This is a genomic window from Citreicoccus inhibens, assembly GCF_019039035.1.
Taxonomy (GTDB): domain Bacteria; phylum Myxococcota; class Myxococcia; order Myxococcales; family Myxococcaceae; genus Citreicoccus; species Citreicoccus inhibens.
Genome location: NZ_JAHNZT010000030.1, coordinates 11,432 through 31,058, shown reverse-complemented (window position 1 = coordinate 31,058; position 19,627 = coordinate 11,432). Strand labels below are relative to the sequence as shown.

Annotated in this window: 15 protein-coding genes; 7 read left to right on the top strand and 8 right to left on the bottom strand. The window is 72.1% G+C overall.

Annotated features, from left to right (window positions below; genetic code table 11):
- Nucleotides 1–19: 19 nt before the first annotated feature.
- Together KRR26_RS27365 and KRR26_RS27360 are read right to left on the bottom strand one after the other, a co-directional pair.
- Nucleotides 20–1,876: a cytochrome c3 family protein gene (locus KRR26_RS27365; RefSeq protein ID WP_217081233.1), complete on the bottom strand. Its 1,857-nt coding sequence runs from the start codon at nucleotides 1,874–1,876 to the stop codon at nucleotides 20–22.
- A gap of 265 nt (nucleotides 1,877–2,141) precedes the next feature.
- Nucleotides 2,142–4,391, bottom strand: coding sequence for an ATP-binding protein (locus KRR26_RS27360; RefSeq protein ID WP_236069255.1), 2,250 nt, complete (start codon nucleotides 4,389–4,391; stop codon nucleotides 2,142–2,144).
- A 315-nt stretch (nucleotides 4,392–4,706) separates the two neighbouring features.
- Between KRR26_RS27360 and KRR26_RS27355 the strand changes: the two genes are divergently transcribed.
- The 6 genes from KRR26_RS27355 to KRR26_RS27330 all read left to right on the top strand — a co-directional run bounded on the left by KRR26_RS27355 (nucleotide 4,707) and on the right by KRR26_RS27330 (nucleotide 13,113).
- Complete coding sequence (locus KRR26_RS27355; protein WP_120204420.1) at nucleotides 4,707–7,760, top strand: helicase-related protein; 3,054 nt, start codon at nucleotides 4,707–4,709, stop codon at nucleotides 7,758–7,760.
- 131 nt (nucleotides 7,761–7,891) lie between these two features.
- A complete protein-coding gene (locus KRR26_RS27350; protein ID WP_217081232.1) occupies nucleotides 7,892–8,683 on the top strand; it encodes a TadE family protein in 792 nt (263 codons plus the stop codon).
- A 23-nt stretch (nucleotides 8,684–8,706) separates the two neighbouring features.
- Complete coding sequence (locus tag KRR26_RS27345; RefSeq protein WP_321202759.1) at nucleotides 8,707–10,215, top strand: pilus assembly protein; 1,509 nt, start codon at nucleotides 8,707–8,709, stop codon at nucleotides 10,213–10,215.
- Nucleotides 10,216–10,218: 3 nt separating this feature from the next.
- A complete protein-coding gene (locus tag KRR26_RS27340; protein WP_120204425.1) occupies nucleotides 10,219–11,172 on the top strand; it encodes a hypothetical protein in 954 nt (317 codons plus the stop codon).
- Nucleotides 11,148–11,879: a VOC family protein gene (locus KRR26_RS27335; protein WP_233576776.1), complete on the top strand. Its 732-nt coding sequence runs from the start codon at nucleotides 11,148–11,150 to the stop codon at nucleotides 11,877–11,879. The genes KRR26_RS27340 and KRR26_RS27335 overlap by 25 nt, the downstream gene beginning before the upstream one ends.
- A gap of 166 nt (nucleotides 11,880–12,045) precedes the next feature.
- On the top strand, nucleotides 12,046–13,113 hold the full coding sequence (locus KRR26_RS27330; RefSeq protein WP_147422918.1) for a hypothetical protein: 1,068 nt from the start codon (nucleotides 12,046–12,048) through the stop codon (nucleotides 13,111–13,113).
- Nucleotides 13,114–13,125: 12 nt separating this feature from the next.
- Here the strand turns inward: KRR26_RS27330 and KRR26_RS27325 are convergent, their stop codons facing one another.
- From KRR26_RS27325 to KRR26_RS27310, 4 genes are all read right to left on the bottom strand, one after another.
- Nucleotides 13,126–13,731 carry a hypothetical protein gene (locus KRR26_RS27325; protein ID WP_217081231.1) on the bottom strand — a complete coding sequence of 202 codons (606 nt, stop codon included), beginning with the start codon at nucleotides 13,729–13,731 and terminating at the stop codon, nucleotides 13,126–13,128.
- Nucleotides 13,732–13,833: 102 nt separating this feature from the next.
- Nucleotides 13,834–14,388, bottom strand: a complete 555-nt coding sequence (locus KRR26_RS27320; RefSeq protein WP_120204430.1) for a hypothetical protein — start codon at nucleotides 14,386–14,388, stop codon at nucleotides 13,834–13,836.
- A 3-nt stretch (nucleotides 14,389–14,391) separates the two neighbouring features.
- On the bottom strand, nucleotides 14,392–15,156 hold the full coding sequence (locus tag KRR26_RS27315) for a hypothetical protein (protein WP_120204432.1): 765 nt from the start codon (nucleotides 15,154–15,156) through the stop codon (nucleotides 14,392–14,394).
- Between the two features lie 16 nt (nucleotides 15,157–15,172).
- Nucleotides 15,173–15,409, bottom strand: coding sequence for a hypothetical protein (locus tag KRR26_RS27310; protein ID WP_120204433.1), 237 nt, complete (start codon nucleotides 15,407–15,409; stop codon nucleotides 15,173–15,175).
- 127 nt (nucleotides 15,410–15,536) lie between these two features.
- Between KRR26_RS27310 and KRR26_RS27305 the strand changes: the two genes are divergently transcribed.
- Nucleotides 15,537–16,166: a hypothetical protein gene (locus KRR26_RS27305; protein WP_199723722.1), complete on the top strand. Its 630-nt coding sequence runs from the start codon at nucleotides 15,537–15,539 to the stop codon at nucleotides 16,164–16,166.
- A gap of 997 nt (nucleotides 16,167–17,163) precedes the next feature.
- On the opposite strand, the gene KRR26_RS27300 is transcribed toward KRR26_RS27305, so the two are convergent.
- Both KRR26_RS27300 and KRR26_RS27295 read right to left on the bottom strand, forming a co-directional pair.
- Nucleotides 17,164–17,544 carry a hypothetical protein gene (locus KRR26_RS27300; protein ID WP_217081230.1) on the bottom strand — a complete coding sequence of 127 codons (381 nt, stop codon included), beginning with the start codon at nucleotides 17,542–17,544 and terminating at the stop codon, nucleotides 17,164–17,166.
- A gap of 186 nt (nucleotides 17,545–17,730) precedes the next feature.
- Nucleotides 17,731–19,494: an ABC transporter ATP-binding protein gene (locus KRR26_RS27295; RefSeq protein ID WP_217081229.1), complete on the bottom strand. Its 1,764-nt coding sequence runs from the start codon at nucleotides 19,492–19,494 to the stop codon at nucleotides 17,731–17,733.
- Nucleotides 19,495–19,627 lie beyond the last annotated feature (133 nt).

Genomic DNA, 19,627 nt, shown 5'->3' with positions numbered 1-19,627 from the left:
CCTCGAGAAGGGCGGCGGCCTAGAAGCCGCTGCCCGGGTGTGTCTTGTGGCAGGCGCCGGTGCACTGCTGGAAGGATTCGCGGCCCCCGCCGACGTACATGCTCTCGATGGGGCCGAACTTCGCCACGTGGCTGTCCGGGTAGCTCTTGTGGCACGACAGACACGCGGCCTTGCTGGTCCGCTGCGTGCTGTCCTGGGTCAGGTGGCACGAGGAGCACTTCTGCAGCGGCGCGTCGAACCGGTTCGAGCGCGAGTGGATGAAGTGCGTGCGCACGACGATGGGGCCTTCCAGCTCGAAGCCCAGCGGCGCGTGGCACGCCGCGCACGCGGCGCGGTTGTCGTTGCCGTGCAGCACCTCGGCCAGCTGGCCGCCCTGGCTGTGGCAGCTGTTGCACGGGCCCGTGGTCAGCTTGGCCTCGGTGTGCACCGGGCTGCCCACCTGGATTTCGATGGTGCGCGACGCCGGACGGTCCTCACCCAGGTACACGCGGCGGGCCTTGGCGGACACCAGATAGGTGCCGGAGCGCGCGTTCGCCGGGAGGTGGTACGTCCACGTGTCGCTCACGGGCGCGTCCCAGCGGCCCTCGTTGGGGAAGAAGGCGCCGCCAAAGAGCTTGTTGGCCGGCGGGAACGTCATGAACTGGCCATAGACGCCATCGCGCTCGGGGGTCGCCACCGTCTGCACGTCCGCCGAGTCATCCAGGAAGGCCTCCAGGTCGATGATGGTGCGGATGGGCTGGATGTCCTGCGCCGGCCCGATGAGCTGCGTCATCATCATCCGCTCCCGGTGCTTCCGCCGGTAATACGTCGTCGTGGGGTCGAAGAAAGCTGAATAATACTGAATTCCCGCCGCGTTGCCGGGGGCGCCGGGCGGAACGACCTCATTGTAGGTGGGCAGGCTGCCCTTCGGGTGAAGTCGCTTGCCGGCGCCGTCACGAAGTGTGAGCTGGAAGGTGATGTCCGACCCAGGGGCGTAGGTTCCGTTGGCGCCCGGCGGCGTAAGGGCCTGGATGTCGATGCCGAAGCCGTAGGCGAACTCGGGGTTCTTCACCTGCTCCACGGGGATGAACCAGGGGGCGGCGGGGCGCAGGCTCCAGCGCAGGCGCACGCCGCGGGTGTCCGCGCGGAAGGTGAGCGTCTGGGCCTTGGAGTGCTCGTAGGCGTTCCTCAGCTCCACCAGGGCCTCTTCCTCGAAGACCTTGGCGCCCGCGCAGCTCTCGGTGCTGACGCAGTCGCGCGTCCACTGGATGGCGCGAAAGCGGCGGATGAAGAAGTCGTCCTGGTTGGTGCGGCGCTCGTGCTCGGTGCCGGCGTTGAGCACGATGGGCAGGCCGGTGAGGAAGCCGCGCGCGTCCACCGGCTCCACGATGAAGAAGCTGGGCAGGTCCATCCACGCCGCGCCGCGGAAGAAGCGCCGGCGGGTATAGGTGCCGTCCGCGTTGGACAGCAGCACGAACTCCTGGTCCGCCTGCTGCACGCCCATCCAGCCCACGCCGGTGAAGTCACCGTCGCGGCGCAGCCCGTTCACGCCCTCATCCTTGAAGGCGTTGATGGACGCGCGGATGTCCAGCTGGTTCACGTAGAAGGCCTGGCCGGCGCGCACCTTCAGGGGCACGCCCTGGCCGTTGTTCACTTCCAGGGCCAGCGGCACCGCGGCCGCCTGGGTCGGCCGGCGCGCGAGGTCCGAGTCGTCCGCCGCCAGCGCCTGTCCCTGGGACTCCAACGATGCCGGCTCGCCGTCCGCCTCCTGCCCACCGCACGCGACCATCAAGCCCGCCACCATCGCCAGCAGCGAGGCACGACCCGGGACTCCTGAGGGGGATGCAACGCGCGCCAGACGCGTCCAAGGCGTCCGAGCTGCTCCAATGCCACCCATGGGGGAACTCCTTCGTACGTGTGAAAGCGGACGCCTGGGGGACGTCCTGGCTGGTGGAGCCGAAGGCCTCTTTCGCTGGGGGGCGAGGAGGGCGGCATCCGTCCTGTTCCCGACTTTTCGGAGAGCAGGACTTTTTAGCCGTACGAAGAATATCCGTATTGAACAGACAGGTTCAACTTTTAAGAAACAATTCCGCTGGGGACTGAACGGCGAGTGTTATCAAGGAGATAGAAAGCCATGCCTGGGGTGTACTCACCCCAGGGCGCTAGGCACGGGCCTCGGCCGCCAGGGGGATGGACGCGGCGGGGAGGCGCGGAAGTTCCACCGTGAATTCCGAGCCTTCCCCGACCCGGCTGTGGACGCGGATGGAGCCGCCGTGGGCCTCGACGAGCTGGCGGACGATGTAGAGGCCCAGGCCGAAGCCGGGCTGGTGGCCGGTGGCGTGGCCTCGCTCGAAGCGGGAGAAGAGGCGCTCCTGGGCGTCGCTGGGGATGCCCACGCCGCGGTCGCGCACGACGAGCCGGACGTGGTGCTCATCCACCTCCACGAGCACCTCCACGGGCTGGCCCGGGCCGAACTTGAGGGCGTTGCTGACCAGGTTGGTGAGGACGCGGTCCAGGCGCTGGCGGTCCCATGGGCCGGTGGCGCCCTCGTCGGCGCGCACGCTCAGGGCGCACCCGGCGGCGGCGGCCTGGTCCGCGTGGCGGTCCACCACCTCGCGCGCCAGCTCCGCCAGGTCCAGCTCCTCGGTGTCCAGCACCAGCCGGCCCGCGGACAGGCGCGACAGGTCCAGCAGGTTGTGCACCAGCCGCCCCAGGCGGAGCGTCTCGCCCTCGGCCAGGGTGAGCCCATCGCGCAGGCGCGCGTCCGGGGCGCTCGCGGTCAGCATGCGCATGCGCCGCAGGCGGAGCTGTAGGGAGCTGAGCGGGTTGCCCAGGTCGTGCGCCGCCACGCCGATGAGCTCCAGCGCGCCTTGGGCCTCGGCCAACAGTCGCGCGTTGTCCATGGCGAGCGCGGCGCGCGCGGCCAGCTCCTCCAGCAGGGCCTGGTCCGCGGCGCCGTAGCGGCGGTGGGGGCGGGTGGACAAGAGGCTCAGCGCGCCCACGGTGCGTGGGCCCACCGCCAGCGGCACGGTGAGGGCGGAGCGCACGCCCAGGGCGCGCCACAGCTCCCCTTGGGCGCTGTCTCGCACGGCGGGCGGCAGGCGCTCGGGGTCCACCTCCAGGAAGCGCTCGGCGCGGCCGGTGTGCACCACGCGCCCGGGGCCCGTCTCGTCGGCCTCGGGGCGGCTCAGGAGCGGCTCCCACAGCCGCTCGCGCGTGCCCTGGTCCGCGCACGTCACGGCCACCGGGCGCACCGCGCCGTCATCGTCCTCCGAGTACAGGACGCACGCCTCGGCCATCTCCGGGACGCACAGGCGGGTGAGCGCCGCGCCCAGCTCGGGGGCGGTGGCGAGCGAGGGCAGCACGCGGCCCGCCTCCACCAGCAGGGCCTGCATGCGCTCTACGCGACGACGCTCGGTGATGTCGCGCGTCACCTCGGCGAAGCCTTGGAGCCGGCCGCGCTCGTCGTGCAGCGCGGTGAGCAGCGTCTCGGCCCAGAAGCGCGAGCCGTCGCGGCGCAGGCGCCAGCCCTCGGACTGGAGGCGACCTTCGCGCGCGGCGCGCTCGCGGTAGCTGCGGGGCAACCCGGTGGCCAGGGCCTCCTCGGGGTGGAGCACCTCCACGCCCAGCCCGACGATGTCCTCGGACGTCCAGCCGGTGAGGCGCTCGGCGCCGGTGCTCCAGCCGGACACCGCGCCGTCCGGCTCCAGGAAGCACAGCGCGTAGTCCGATACGCCGTCCATGAAGAGGTGCAGCCGTCGCTCGCTCTGCACGTGCTCGTTGTGCAGCGGCTCCAGGGAGCGGCGCAGGACGAACCCCAGCGCGCCCACCCCCGCCAGCCCCAGCACGCCCGCCACCAGCGCGTGGTGCAGCCAGCCCCGCGCCGCCTCGTGCTGCGCGAACAGCCGCGTCACCAGCGCGCTCTCGGCGGTGTCCGCCAGCGCCTCCATCCGCTGCTCCACCTCCTGGCGCGCCGGCGTCTCCTCCGCGCGCACGCGGTGCTCCAGCGGGTCCAGGGGGCCGCGCGCCACCGCGTCCGCCACATGGGTCTCGGCCGCCTCCTCGGCCTTGCGCAGGGCGGCCACCTCGGCTTGGAACGGCCGGCCGGCCGGGTGCAGCTCCAGCCGGCGCAGCGACGCCCGGAAGCGCTCGCGGGCGACTTCGCGCGCCCTCAGGTCCGAGGGCGCGCCGGACAACATGTAGCCGCGCCCCGTGGCCACCATCTCCGCGAAGGCGCGCCGCAGCCGCTCCACCTCCACGAGGAAGTCGGAGGCCTGGTGCGTGCCCGAGTCCTCGTCGGACGCGAGCGTGCGCGCGGTGGAGAACAAGGTGCCGAGGAGGACGAGGCCGGTCAGGAGGCAGGCGGACAGACCTGCCCCCACTCGCTGAGCGAAGGTCCAACGGCGCAGCATGTTGCACTCCCCCCGAACGGCACCGCGTGCGGGCGCGCCGTCCGCCCCTCAACATCCCCGATGCGGGCCCTGCCCCAACATGGGACCCGCGGACGGGGCCTCGTTGACCCACGGACAGCGCACTCGCCCCGAGGACGTGGCCCGGGTGGGCAAGGCGCGCGGACGCGGTGGACCGCGGGCGGACCGGACCGGGCGTCTGGCCGTGGACACTGCGCGGGTGGGGCACGGCAACCGGGGGAGTTGACCGGGGCGCGCGGAAGTGCGGGGGGACGGCAACGAGATGGCCTTCGCGGCGGGCCGGGGTTATGGAGCGCCATGTCCCTCGTTGAAGGTTTGAAGGTCCGCTACCTCCCCCAGCCCGAATGGGGCGTGGGGCATTTGCTGTCGCTTCAGGAGGAGGGGGCCCGGGCCCTCGTTGCCTTCCCGGGGCGCGAGGACGCGCCCGTGCTGGTGTCCGCCAAGGGCGGGGCGCTGGTGCCCACCGCGCTGGCCCGCGGCGAGCCGGTGCAGACCCCCAAGGGACGAAAGGCCGTCATCCTGGGCGAGGAGCCCGGCGCGCGCGGCCTGCGCCGCTACGTGGTGCGCTTCTCCGACACGGGCGAAGAGGACGAGCTGCCCGAGTCCGAGGTGCGCGCGCTGCCGCCGCGCTCGGACCTGGTGTCGACGCTGCGCGAGGGGCGCGTGGGCGAGGCCCGCGCCTTCACCCTGCGCAAGCAGGCGCTCATCCTGGATGACGAGCGTCGCGGCGATGCGCTGGGCGCGCTGCTCGCCAGCCGCGTGATGGTGAAGCCGCACCAGGTGGGCGTGGTGCAGCGCGTGCTGTCCGCGCGGCGCCCGCGCTTCGTGCTCGCGGACGAAGTGGGCCTGGGCAAGACGATTGAAGCGGGCATGGTGTTCAGCGCGCTGCGGCTGGTGGGGCTGGCGCGGCGCGTGCTCGTGGTGGCGCCCAGCCACCTCACCGTGCAGTGGCTGGTGGAGCTGTTCCACAAGTTCAACCAGCTCTTCACGCTGATGGACTCGGACCGCCACGCGCAGTCGCTCAAGGAGGCGCCCGGGGTGTCGCCGTGGGCGCGCTTCCCGCTGGTGGTGACGAGCCTGGAGCTGCTCGCGCGCTCGGAGGAGCACCGCCGCGAGGTGGCCGGCGAGGACGCGTTCTGGGACCTGGTCATCATCGACGAGGCGCACCACCTCAAGGGCGAGAAGGCCTTCGCCGCGGCGCGCGGACTCGCGGCCAACTCGTGGGGCCTCTTGCTGCTCACCGCCACGCCCATGCAGCTGGACCCGGCCGAGTACCACGGCCTGCTCACGCTCATCGACGCGGCCACCGCGCCCACCGTGGCGGGCTTCGAGGCGCGGCTCCAGCGGCAGGAGGAGCTGTCCGCCGCGGTGCGCTCGTTGTTGGAAGGTGGCAAGGCCTCCGAGGCGGTGCGCGCGCTGGCCAGGCGCTTCCCCGAGGACAGCCGCCTCACGTCGCTGAAGGACCGCGAGGCGCTGCTGGCGCACCTGGCGGAGACGTACAGCTTGTCCGACCGGCTGGTGCGCAACCGGCGCGCGGTGGTGGGCGGCTTCTCCACGCGGCGCCTGCACCGCCACCCGGTGACGCTGAGCGCCGAGGAGCTGAAGGTGCGCGACGCGGCGCTGGCGGTGCTGGCGAAGTCATCGCTGCGGGGCGCGCCGCTGGGCAACGTGCTGCGGCGGCTGGAGTCGAGCACCGCGTCCTTCGCCGGCGCGGTGCGCTCCAACCCGGCGCTCAAGGACTCGGGCCTGAAGCTGCTGCCCGCGCGCGACGCGAAGTTCTCCGCGTTCCTGCGCGTGCTCCAGGGCGTCATCTGGAAGGGAGCGCCGCGCGCCAAGGTGCTCGTCTTCACCGAGAGCCGCGACACGCTGGACATGCTCCAGGCGGAGCTGGGGCGCGAGGGCGTGGAGTCGCTCGGCTACCACGGTGACCTGCCGCTGGTGGAGCGGGACCGGCAGGTGGCGCGCTTCCGCGACCCCGAGGGCCCCAAGGTGCTCCTGTGCACGGAGGTGGGCGGCGAGGGCCGCAACTTCCAATTCGCGCACCACCTGGTGCACTACGACCTGCCCTGGAGCCCGGCCACGGTGGAGCAGCGCATCGGCCGGTTGGACCGCATCGGTCAGGCGCACCCGGTGGAGATCCACGTCTTCGACCCGGCGGGCACGCTGGCGGCGGACGTGCTGATGCTCCTGTCGGACGCGGTGGGCGTCTTCGGCGAGACGGTGGGCGGCCTGGACGCGGTGCTGGAGGAGGTGGAGGACCGGCTGGCGGAGCTGGCGCTGGTGCCGCGCGAGGAGCGCATGGCGTACGCGCAGGAGCTGAAGGCGCGCGTGGAGGCGGCGCGGGCGCAGGTGAAGCGCGCGTATGATCCGCTGCTGGACCTGCGCAGCTTCGACAAGCCGGCGGTGGAGCGGCTGGTGAAGCGCGCGCTGGTCCGCATGGGCGAGGAGCCCGACGAGGACGAGGAGGACGAGGACGCCGAGGCCCAGCCGCTGGAGGACGGGCTGTGGGGCGTGGCGCGCGACCTCGACGAGCGCCTGGAGGAGACCGTCACCGAACTCGCGCGCCGCGTGGGCATTGGCGTGGACACGGACGAGCAGGTGGACGCGTTCCAGGTGGCCTTCCACTTCGGCCACGCGCTCAAGGTGGACGGCCTGCCGGGCATCGACGTGATGGAGGACCGCACGGTGCTGGGCACCTTCTGGCGCGACACCGCGGTGGAGGCCGAGGAACTGGAGTACTTCGCCACGGGCCACCCGCTGGTGGAGGCCCTCTTCGGCTTCCTGCGCGATGGCCCGTATGGGCGCAGCGCCTTCCGCGCCATCGAGAAGCGAGGGCCCCAGAAGGCGCGCGGCATGGAGTTCCTCTTCCACGTGCAGCTCCCCGAGCCCGAGGACACCTCGCCCGGCGCGCGCGTGCCCAGCCGCCAGTTGGCGCGCTTCCTGGAGCGCTCGCTGCTGCATCTCGCGGTGGTGGAGTCCGCGGGCGGCCCCAAGGCCGACACCTCTGTCCTCCCCGCGCTGGAGCTCGAGGGCCGCGCGCTCAAGGGCGACGAGGTGCTGCGCGCGTTCCCGGGCTTCGGCGCCTTCGTGGACGCGGCGGTGCCCGTGGCCGAGCAGGCCGCCGCCGCCGCGTTGGAGAAGCTGGCCACCCAGGCGCGCAAGGGCATCGAGGCGGAGCGCGACGCCACGCTGGAGCGGCTGCGCCTGTCGCTCACCCACCAGGGGCTCGCCGCCGAGGCGGTGGAGGCCCAGCTCGGCGCCGAGCGGGCACACCATGATCGGCTGCTCCAGGCGCTTGCGGGCGCCAGGCCGGTGCTCGACTCGGCCTGCGGCTTCACGCTGAACCGTTGAGCGGTGGCGGTCACCGGGGGCGGATGACTGAAACTTTCCGCCCCCGGCCATTTGACTGATTCCTCGATTGTCGAGAATCTGCGAGCTGGAGTGTCCGTCTCCCCCCGCTCCTGGATGCTCTCCCCAATCCTATGGCTGGTCAGGCTGCACAGACCGCGAAGCAATCCGGCCAGGCGGCCGTGGAAGCAGCCCTGAGCCTGCCGCTGGTCGTGTTCCTGCTGCTGGGCACGCTGCAGCTCTTCATGATGTTGCAGGGGCGCATCCTCGCGCAGGTGGCGGCCTACCGGGCCGTGCGCGCCGGGAGCCTGAACCATGGGGACTGCCGCCCCATGATGCACGCGGCGATGGTGACGATGCTGCCCACGGTGGCGCGCACGGACACGGGCGCGCGGCTGGCCAAGGCCTTCGAGCGCCGGCGCGACAACCGCTACGATGTGCGCAGCTCCTACGGCGAGGACTTCCAGGGGCCGATGATCGAAATCGTGCGCGAGTCCCCGGACGCGGACTGGGTGCGCGGGCTCGACTCGGGCGAGGACCTGATGTTCGACGCGCCCACGGACTCGCGCGCCGAGGTGCGCGCGCGCACGCTCGAGATCCGCATGGTGGCCTGGTACTACATGCGCATCCCGTTCGCGAACTGGGTGATGAGCCGCATGTTCCTGGCTCACTTCCACCTCAAGCGCTACACGGCGGCCAACCCCCTCATGCCGGTGCAGAAGCAGTCGGACTGGTGGGGCGACGAGCCGCTCACGCTCGGCCCGGATGACTGGCCGGGCGGGGACTTGGGTCGGCGGATGGTGGCCTGGAGCGACAGCGGCCACTTCGTCTTCCCCATCCAGGTCAACGCCTCCATGCGGATGATGACGCCCGCCATGGCGGACTACTTCCAGCGGGGGGGCGGATGCCCGGTCACCGGATTCTGAGGCGCCGTCGGGGACAGGCGCTGGTGCTCTTCGCGCTGACGCTGCTCCTCATGGCGCTGATGGTGCTGATGACGTTGGGCTTCGGCATGCGCGCCAAGGAGCGCGTCGAAATCCAGATGGCGGCGGACGCGGCGGCGTACAGCCAGGCCGTGTCGGTGGCCCGCACCTTCAACGCCATCGCGGTGATGAACCGCGCCCAGGTCGCGCACATGGTGGCGATGGCCGGCACGCAGGCGATGATCAGCAAGAGCGGCCAGGTGTACGCGGCGCACCAGATTGCGTGCCCGGGCAACGTGCTGGAGGCCGCGTGGTTCGCGGCGGACAAGGCGGCCGCCGCCCAGACGCGCTCGCTCCAAGGACAAGCGGGTTCGCTCTACAGCGCGTCGCTGACGCTCTACTCGAAGCTGCTCACCGAGCAACTGGGAGATCAGAAGCTGGCCGCGCGCATCGCCCGCGAGGCGAACGCGGAGTTGCAGGCCCCGGCCGAGGGCGCCGCCAAGAGCTTGATGGAGGTCAACGGCGACGGCCCCGTGCCCGAGGAGTCCGAGGTCATGCAGGGGCAGAAGACCGGCACGGCGCCCGGCGGAGGTTGTGGCGCGGTCTCCGGCGCGGTGTGTCCGGCGGGCGGCAGCACGCGGCCCTCGCTGCACGCGACCATGGGAAGCCTGGGCTGGACGTGGGTGCACAACCGCGCGGGAGGCTCGGCGGGCTTCGGCTCGGGCAACGCGGCGTCGTCCTCGGCCTTCCGGCACTACAACAGCCCGGCCGGCATGGATCCGTCGCGCTACGGCACCGTCTCGGGGCGCAACTCGTGGGGCCATGACCACGCGACCGTGGTCGTGCCCACGCGCTGCCTCACCCCGCCCAAGCCGCCGGTGGTGCCGGTGACGAGCGCGTGGGTGATGTCCGACGAGCGCCAGACGCGCGAGGACCAGCACGTGTACGGCACGCGCACGCCTCCGGGGCAGCAGCCCGAGAACGCGGAGGAGATGGGGGACCGGCACACGCTGGGCACCTGCGTGGTGTGCCCGGGCATCTGGCCCTTCTCCATGGGCTACAACACCACGGCGCTGGGGGCGGGTGGGGGCAACCAGTACGGGCAGCCCAAGCTGTACTCCATCCTGTTCCGCGACTACGCGAGCGACTCGCGCCGGAAGCATCCGGACCCCTGGAACCTCTACTTCCGCTTCCACTTCACCGAGCAGAGCGACACGGAGTTCGACAACGCGAGTCCGCTGGGCCGCATCCAGCCCACGGGGCGCGAAGAGGTGCCGCGCAACCAGGTGGCCCTCGCGGCGGGCATCGCCTACTACCACCGGCCTCGGCCCGCTTCGGCGGGAGGGGGGTGGCGCGAGCCGCCCAACTTCCTCAACCCCTTCTGGCGCGCCACGCTGGTGAGCGCCGAGGGCGCCGACGACGACAAGCCCGCGGAGAGCCTCTCCGCCGCGGGCTTCACTGACCACGCCGCGGCCCTGCGTCAGTTGGACAAAGCGGGCTATCGGGGCGGCAGTCGGCGCGGGGGACGGTACTGAGCCATGCGCACGCACGCGGCCCGACGCGGGCAATCGCTGGTGGAGACGTCGCTGGGGTTGATGGTGTTCGTCACCATCCTCCTGTTCGGCATCTACTTCGCGGAGGTGGGCGCCATCACGCTGAAGGTCCAGGAGGCGGCCAACTTCGCGCTGTGGGACGCCACGGCCCACGTGCAGCACTCTCCCGAGTCCAACGAGTGGCAGCGCGACAACGCCGTGTCGCTCGCCGAGGCCGAGGCCTCGCGGCGCTACCAGGACTTCGACGGGCGCGAGAGCAAGGGCAGCGGCGCCGTCACGCTCCAGCAGGCCATCGCCCGCGCCACGCCCATCCGGGTGAACTGCGAGGCGGGCTTGCCCAACGGGCTGCGAGGCATCGCCCCCGGCGACGCGGGTGGGAGCTCGGCGCTCGCCCAGTCCATGACGGTGGTGTCGCCGGGCATGACGTGCACGGCGTCCTCGGGGCTGAGCGCGTCGCGCATCGGCAAGTTCCTGGAGCCTCCCTTCCATGAGGCGCAGCGCAAGGCGGCCAACGCCTTCACGGTGTGCGCTGCGGGACGCGCGAAGGGGGGCGCGTGCCCGGGTCGCTTCGCGCTCCTGTTGGATGACTGGGGGCTGGCGGGCGTGGCGGAGGGCCGCCCCTGCGCGCTGAACATCAACGGCGCCAGCCGCTGCGCCAACTCGGACTACTACCAGTGGACGCAGCGCGTGTTCCGCGCCAACGGCGGTGGCGGCGGGGCGGGCAGCGCGCTGGCGGCGCTCGTGGGCGCGCCCGGCGTCAACGAGGACCAGTTCTTCATGAGCTACCGCGGCGAAGAGGATGGCTACGAGGAGAACATCGGCCCCACGCACGCGGGCGGCCAGTCGCGCTGGGAGGTGACGCCCTTCCACGTGCCCCCGGGCGGCCCTCGCTATGACGTGCCTCGGGAGAACAGTTGGCTGGGCGGCGTGCCGCGGTGAGGGCCTGGCGCGACAGCGCGCGCTTCGCGGCGTGGCTCCTGGCGTGCCTCGTGGGACTGCTGTCGCCTGTGGCCCGCGCCCAGCAGGACGCGGGCGCCGAGCCTCCGCGCTTCGCCTGGCCCCTGTTCCGGGTGGTGTCCCATGTCGAGGCGAGCGAGGTCGTGGAGGCCGCGGGGCTTCCGGTGGCGCTGCGCGCGGTGCAGGTGAAGGAGTCTCCCGCCGAGGTGGTGCAGAAGCTCGCGGACGCGTTCCTCGCGGCGGGGCTCTTCGTGCCACCGGGGCGTGAGCAGCCGCAGCTCGCGCGCAATGCCGCCATGCTCACCGCGGCGGACATGGAGCGAGGCCTCACGTACACGGCCATCCTCCAGGCGCAACCCGATGGCACCACGCTCGTGTACCTGGGCGAGGCGAACCACGTGCTGCGCCGCGCGCCCGACGCGTCCCCCGACTTCGCGCCCCTGCCGCCAGACGCCCGCGAGGTGCTGCGCGTGGGCGGCGAGGGCTCGCGCACCCTGGCGTTTCACGTCGCGCTCAGCGGTGAACAGGTGGACGCGTTCTACGCGCGCGCGCTGCCCGCCGCGGGCTGGAGGCGCGGAGACGAAGCCGGCCTCTACACGCGCGCGAACGAAGAGCTGCGCGTGGTGCATCAACCCGGCGCCGGAGGGCTGCGCGCCGTGGTGCTCGTGTACCGAGGCCGCGCCCGGTAGTCGCGTCGCGGCGATGCGGCCGCATCGAGGTCGCGTCTTGCGCGCGCGCCGCGGCGGACGCGAGCGCATCCTCAGGCGTGTTCGCGCCGTGGGGTGCGGTGGTGGACGCGGCCCCGGGTCTCGAGGGTGATGGTCACAACAGGGTGGCTTCCCCACGTTCGCGGACATGACGCTGACGACATGGGGGTTGTTGTGGCTGCTGGGCTCGGCTCCGGGAGTGGCCGCCGCGCCAGTTGCCGCCGAGGCCGAGGGTCAGTCCCAGGAATGTGAACAGGCCGCCACGCGGCGATTGGGCGGACAGACCTTCCTGTTCCCCATCCTCCAGCAGAGCGCCTTCGTCACCACGCACGTGGGCATCCGCGAGGGGTTGGCGCGCTACGCGGTGCCGCAGCTCCCCGCCGGACGGCTCGGGACCTACGACGTCACGCTGACGGGCTTCCAGCAGACGCTCGACCTGGGCCTTCGCGTGACGCCGTGGCTGGGGCTGACGGGCTTTGCTCGCGCCAACGTCATCAGCGGCGTGAACGCCGCGTCGCTGGTCGCGAGCGGCGCGTCGTTCGAGTTGCTCGGCGAGCTGGGCGTGGTGGGGCGCGTGCTGCGCATCGAGGACACCGGCACCCAGCTCTCCGTCCGAGGACATTTCGGCCTCAGCAATCAGCGTGGCATCCAGGTGCTTCCCCTGGTGAATGCCATCGTCAACTCGCCCCAGCCCACGGTGGACTCGGTGGGCGAGGGCCGCCTGGGCCAACTCGTGTTGCTGCCTCGCACGGAGAAGACGGCGGGGGGCGGCTTCTTCGTGGCGCAGGCGCTCGGCACGTGGCTCTCGCTCCAGGCCTCCGCCAGCGCCGAGTACGCATGGCAGAAACGCAAGCCCTTCGACGTGTCCCTGGGCACCCGCACCGAGCAGGCGACGCACGCGGTGCGCGTGGACCTGGCGCTGGCCGCCGCCGTGGACTTCCAGCCGGTGGTGCACGTCCCCGTGGGCCTCATGGGCGAGTACGCCCTGCGCACGGGCACGCAACAAGAGGTGTTCCGCAAGAACCGCACGCTCGGCCTCAGCACGCTGGCCCTGGGGCTCTATTACACCGGCCGCCCCAGCCTCCAGGTGGGCCTGGGCGCGGTGGCCACCCTGTCCGCCGAGCCCCTCCAGGGCCTGGGCCCCGAGGGCCGCGACCAGGAGTCCGGCAAGCCCACGCTCACCTACGCGCAGCTCATCCTCCGCTACATCTGGTGAGCCGCGCGGGCGTCAGTAGCTGCCACCCAGTTGCAACAGCGCGTGGTAGCGCCCGTCCAGGGCCTCCTGTCCAGGAACCAAGGCGAAGTCCTGGCCGAACAGGAAGCTGAACCCGCCGCGAAACTCGGCGGTGAACGACGGGGTGATTTGGTAGCGCAAGCCAGCGCCGAGGGGCGCGTAGCCGCCCGTGTCGTCGATGAACTGGAACGAGAAGCCGTGGCGCACGGAGTAGCGCTCCACGCCGAGGCCCGCGTAACCAAAGGGCTGGAGCCGCGTGGAGGTGACGGCCACGGTGAACGCGGCCTGCGCGCCGTTGCGCACGATGTCCGGGCCGCCGTTGCCGCGCGAGCCCTGCACGTCGTTGATGCCGCCGCTGTAGCCCACCTCCACGCCCAGCAGGTTCGTGGCCCGGTAGCCCACGAGCACGCCGTAGGCCAGCCCAGGGTTGAGGTTGGGGGCGAGCTTGCCGGTGTAGCCCTCCGCGCCGGCGGCGAAGAGGAAGTAGGGCCCTCTCCAGTCGATGTAGCCGGCGTGCCGGGCCGAGGCGCCTTGCGACGTGCCCATCGCCTCGCCCGCCAGCAGCGCGACACACAGCCCCAGTCCAATGCCCGCCCTCATGCCTGCCCCCTTGGCGTGTTCACCCCGCGAAGGAAGGTGGAGCGCGAGCGCGGGGGGGACAACACCCGAGCGGGCGGGCCCCAGGCGGGACGCGCGCGGCGGTCAGGTGCGCAGCTTCTCGCGCAGCGCCTTCGCTCGGCCCTGGGTGTCCGGGTCCGAGCCCGTCAGCTCCACGGACTTCAGGCGCTGCTCCAGGCTCTGCGGCACCTTCGCCTTGAGCTTGCCCTCTTCCTGGAGCGCCTCCAGCTTCGCCAGCGCCTTGTCCACGATGCGCTCGCGCGGGTGGTCCAGGAGGCTGTCGAGGAAGTACGCGTCGTCGGGCAGGTCCGGATACTTCTCCAGGTAGTCCACCACCGCCGTGACCCAGGCGGCGCGCGTCTCGGACTCCTGGACCTTCATCATCGCCTGCTTCTGGGCCTTGCGCTTGCCTTCGGGGTCGAACGTCTTGGCGAGCCCCTCGGGCAGCTCGCCGCCCGTGAAGAGCGCGTCCGCCGCCGTCTTGTATTTCTGGTAGCTGGCGCTGCGCTCAATCTTCTGCTGCGCCGGGTCGTCCTGACGGGAGTGGTAGCGGCTCTTGCCGCGCTGGGCATCCAGCTCGCGCCAGCTCTTGTTGCGCTTGCCGCTGAAGCCACCACCGTCGTTGTCGTCCTTCGCCATCCTTCATCTCCCCTTGCGGGCCTGCCACAGCGCCGCCAGTCCTCGCCGGACGAGGGGACGCAACCGCTCCAGTTCCTCGGGGGACAGGGGCTGCTCCTCGTCTTGCTCCGCCTCGAACAGCGCTTCGTCCGCGTATGCCTGGAGGCTGACGGGCACGGGCGGAGCGTCCGAGTCCTTCTCCAGCGCCGCCGGATCCACGAACCCAGGCCCCGGCGGGCAGCCCAGCTCCAGCATGGCGTGCAGCTCGAAGAGCAGGTGGCGGGCGACGCCGTATCCTTCGTCCGTGAGCCCCGCGGCGTCAAGCGCGCCCAGCAGGCCATCCTGCCGGTTCTCGAACGCGTGCAAGAGCCGGGTGCGCGCCTTCTCGTCGTCTTCCAGATAACGCCAGGCGGCCTCCACGAATTCGCTGGAGGGCTCGCCTGGATGGAAGGGCGCGGGGGCCACGCGCCGCTCCTTCTTCGGCCGGGGGGCACGCGGCCCCTCGTCCTCCAGTCGGATGGCGCCGCCTTCCTCCACCAGGTCCCAGAGGCCCAGCAGGTTCTGGTACAGGCGCCGCGCCAGCTCCGGTGAAGGGAAGCGCGGCTCCTCGGGGAAGAGCGTGGGGATGACGTCGCTGTGCGTCCGTCCCTTCGCGCGCGCCTCGCGCATGCGCGTGAGGACCTCGGGGGTGTCGCAGGGGCTGCCCGCGAGGTCCAACAATCCATCCAGCGTCTGCGGTCCCTCGAACTGACGGGTGAACTCGGTTCCTCGGTCGCGGCTGCGGCTCATGGGCGCGCGGACCGTATCAATGGGCGGGCCACTCGCCCATCAACTCGTCCTGGTGTTCCTTCGGATTGCCGGTCCAGGCGAAGTCGTCGGGCACGTGCCCCCCGCCATGTTGCGCCTCGCCGTCCCAGCTCACGTCCGGGTAGCGCGGGTCGAAGCCGGGCAGGCGAGGAGGCTCGTCCGTCACCTCCGTGCGGGGCCAGGGCGGGACGCTGAACGGGGTGTCGAGCGGCGAATCCGGAATCTCGATGGCCATGGAAGACCTCCAGTCAGGGTCAGGACACTTCAAGCTGTGCAGCGCCGGGCATGGCGTCTGCGGTCGGGCGGACGAGCGTCCAGTTGTCTTCCGTTTCCGCGCGCGCGCTCCTAGTCTGGCGCCCTTCATGTCAGACCCCTCGCAAGAGACTCGGAAGCGCGCGATGCAGGCCCTGTATGGCGTTCGCGCGGTGGAGGGACCGCCCGGCGAGAACGGGCTGCGCACCGTCTGGCACCTCGGGGCGGCCGGCGCCGAGCTGCTGTCTCTCGTGGATCGCGACGGGCGCGTGCAGCGCCAGGAGCTCACGCTGCTGGAGGACCACTGTGTGTGGGCCAGCGGCGAGGGCGTGCGCACCGGCCGCGTCGAGCGTGGCGAGGGCGCCCCGGGAGGCCCCGCGTCCTCGGTGGTCCAGACGGACGCGGAGCTGGTGCCCGGGCGCGTGCTGGACGCGGCGAGCGCGCTGTCCTCATACGAAGGGCAGGACCGCTACATCCTCCACATCCAGCGCGTGCTGGCGCTCGCTCGCGAGGGCCTGGAGCTGGCGCGGGTGGAGGCCACGCGCGCGAAGCCCGCCGTCGTCGAACCCGAGCCCCCCGTGGTCGAGCCCGCGCCGCCCGCGGCGCCGCTGCGCTTCGGTCAGTCGTTGCCCAACGAGGTGCTGCCGCCGGTGGTGCGCCACTCGGAGGGGCTGGTGATGCTCGCCGTCTTTGGCGTGGCCACCGCGTTGACCGTGGTCCTGCTCTTCTGGCTTCTCTGATGGACCTGCCGCGGGGCGGGGCGGGGCGCCAGGCTCCGCTGTCCCAGCAGCCGCCGCATGTCCAAGCCCCACCCGGAGGCGTGCTGCGCGGGCGCCAGCGGGGATGCGCGCTCACCATGGCCCGTCGCGCTCGGCGGATGCGCGTCCAGGACGAGCAGGCCCGCCAGCGCCGCGGTGAGGACCAGGCCGCCCATCCACTCCATCGCGTGCGGCCGACATTCCCTCGCGCGCCGCGCCCCCATCGCGAACGCGAGCACCGCCAACAACGCGATGCACGTCCAGCGCGCGGCATGCAGCGAGGCCACATCGCCCAGGCCCTCGGGCAGCTCCAGGTCCGGCCCCTCCCCGAGCCGATTGAGCAGGGCGAACAGGTGATGCGCCTCCATCGCGCCCACCAGCGCCACACACGCGAGCACGGCGGACAGCGCGCTGCCCAGCAACAGCACGCCGCGCGTCCCCGGCCGCGCGCCATGCTCTCGGGCGCATGCGGGGGCCAGCCGCGCCAGCGCGAGTCCCACCGCGAGCGCGCCCAGCAGCATCGCGCTCGTCCAGGCCCCCAACAGCCGAGGTGCCATGGCCGCGGCGCTGCCCGACGGAAACAGCCCGCCCGCGTCCAGCAGCTCCAGCGAAGGCGGCTCCCCCCAGGCCGCCTCCAACTGCACCTCGGACCCCAAGAGCCCCAACATCCACGGCAGCGTGGCCACGCCCACCATCACCGCCAGCGGCACCGGGCGCCCCAGGCCCGTGTAGGCGAGCATCAACGTCAGCAGCGGCACCGCCACCAGCAGCGTCAGCGCCACCAGCGCCGCGAACGGACCCGCCGCCCTCACGACGCCCGACAGCCCCCCGGCATCGCCCAAGAGCGGCGGAAGGACGAGGCTGGACAGGGCCACGATGGCGGGCAGGGTCGCCGCGCCGAGCAGACCTGGGGTGAGGCGAGGACGGGCCGGAACAAGCATTTCCGGCAATAGTAGTCTCTCCTGCTAAAGCTGTGAATTCAGACTGGGGGACGACCCACCAGCCAATACACGACGGAGCAGAGGGTGCCGACGACGGGGGCGAGCAGGATGCCCACGAGGAGGAGGTGCCCGCACTCGGGGCCTTCGCAGCCCAGGCGGCCGTAGGCGATGACGCCGCCCACGAGGATGGGCGCGTTCATTCCGGCCACGAAGAGGCCCAGGCCGCGCAGGACGAGGCCGCGATACCAGGTGCGCGTCCACAGCCGGAAGACGAGCGGGACGAGCGCGAGCGTGAGGGTGGTGGCGGTGGCGAGGGCGAAGTGCCGAGCGGCCACGGCCACACAGGCCAGCCCCGCGAGCGCGAGGGCGGGCACCAGCAGCAGCGCGTTGAGGGACAGGGGCTCCCGAGGCGACGGCATGAGCGTGGGCCCGTGACGGTGGCAGAGCACGGATGCACGCGCAAGCGCGGGCACCGCGATGGCGCGGACCGCGAAGGGCCATGCTCCGCGAGTGCACGGGGATTGGCGCGGTGCTGCGAGAACTCGGACCCCGAGGCGGTGCGTCCAGGCGCACGCATCAGGGGGTGCACGCGGCGCCGCGACGAATCAGGCGGCGACGGCGCCTTCTCCGAGCAACCGCGCGTAGCGGCCTCGGCGCGCGAGCAGTTCCTCGTGCGTGCCCGCTTCGACGATGCGGCCCGCCTCCATCACCGCGATGAGGTCCGCGTCGCGCACGGTGGACAGCCGGTGCGCGATGACGAGCACGGTGCGCCCCTTCATGAGCGCGGCGAGCCCCTCGCTCACGGCGGCCTCGCTCGCCGCGTCCAGCGCGCTCGTGGGCTCATCCAACAGCAGCACCGACGGCCGGCACAGGAAGGCGCGCGCCAGCGCCAACCGCTGCCGCTGCCCTCCGGACAACCGCCCGCCTCGCTCACCCACGGGCTCGTCCAGTCCGCCGGGGAGCTGGCGCACGAAGTCCTCCGCGTGCGCCAACCGCAGCGCTTCCCACAGCGCCTCGTCCGTGGCCTCGGGACGACCCAGCCGCAGGTTGTGGCGCACGGTGCCCGAGAAGAGCACGGGCTCCTGCGGCACCCACGCGAGCTGCGCGCGCACGCTGGAGGGCTTCAGCTCCGACAAGGCCCGTCCATCCCAGCGCACCTGCCCGCCGCTCGGGGAGAGGAAGCCCAGCAGCACGGAGAACAGCGTCGTCTTGCCCGCGCCCGACGCGCCCACCAGCGCCACGCGCGCGCCCGCAGGCACCGTCAGATCCACGCCGCGCAGCGCCTCGCGTCCATCCGAGTAGGTGGCGCGCACGCCCGCGAGCTCGAGCGCTCGGGAGAGCGGCGCGGCCTCGGCGCCCACGTCCGGCGGCGCGGGCTCATCCGCCAGGGAGAAGAGCCGCTCGGCGGCGGCCAGCCCCGTGAGCACCTGCGACAGCGTGCCGCTCAGCGATTTCACCGGCTGGTACAGCAGCAGCGCCGCGGCCATGAAGGACAGCAAGCGCCCCGCCAGCCCTGGATCCACCGACACCGCGCGCGCGCCCCAGGCCACCGCCACCGCCACACCCACGATGCCCAGCAGCTCCACCGTGGGGCTCACCGCGCCGCGGATGAAGAGCGAGCGGCGCATCTCGGACAGGTACTCATCCGCCTCGGCGTCGAAGCGCGTGAGCGCGCGGGGCACGGTGCCGTACGCCTGCACCACCGGCAGGTTCTGGAGCTGCTCGGCGGTGATGGCGGTGAGCGCGCCCAGGCTCGCCTGCGAGCGCGTGACGACCTTCTTCAGCGAGCGGGCGAAGCGGTTGATGGGCAGCACCGTCAACGGCACCACCACGAAGGTGAAGAGAAACAGTTTCCCGTCGATGAGGAAGCACGTCGTCAGCAGGGCGAGGATTTGCAGCCCGTCCCGCACATAGGACGTGAGCGCCTGCGTGACGGAGAACTCCACCAGCGGCACGTCCGCGGTGAAGCGCGCCACCAGCTCCCCCGAGTGCCGCCGCTCGAAGAACGCGGGCGGCTGGGCGAGCAGGCTCTCGTAGAGGAAGCCGCGCAGGTCCGCCATGACGCGCTGGCCCAGCCGCTGCATCAGTCCCCCTTGGAGGAACTGTGCCGTGGACTTCACCAGGGCCACCGCCACCACCAACAAGGGGAGTCGCTTGAGCAGCGCGTCCATGGGGAGCGCCACGCCCGCCACCGTGACAGGCGCGCCGGTCAGCACCGCGCGCAGCAGGGGGCCCACCAACCAGGCGTAACCCGAGGTGGCGACGGCGGCCACGAGCGACGCCGAGGTCCCCGCCACCAGCAGCCGGCGATAGGGCCGCAGGTAGCCGAGCAGCCGGCGATAGACATGCGCGGAAGGACGGGGAGCCACGGGTGGGCGCGCACTCTGTCATCGATGCGACGAGGACGTCCAAGCCAAAGGGGCATCCCGGCCCCGTGTCCGTTGGCTGCCGGGCGGCCATGCGGACGCAGCCCGCAGGGTCGTTCGTTGCTCCCCGTGGACC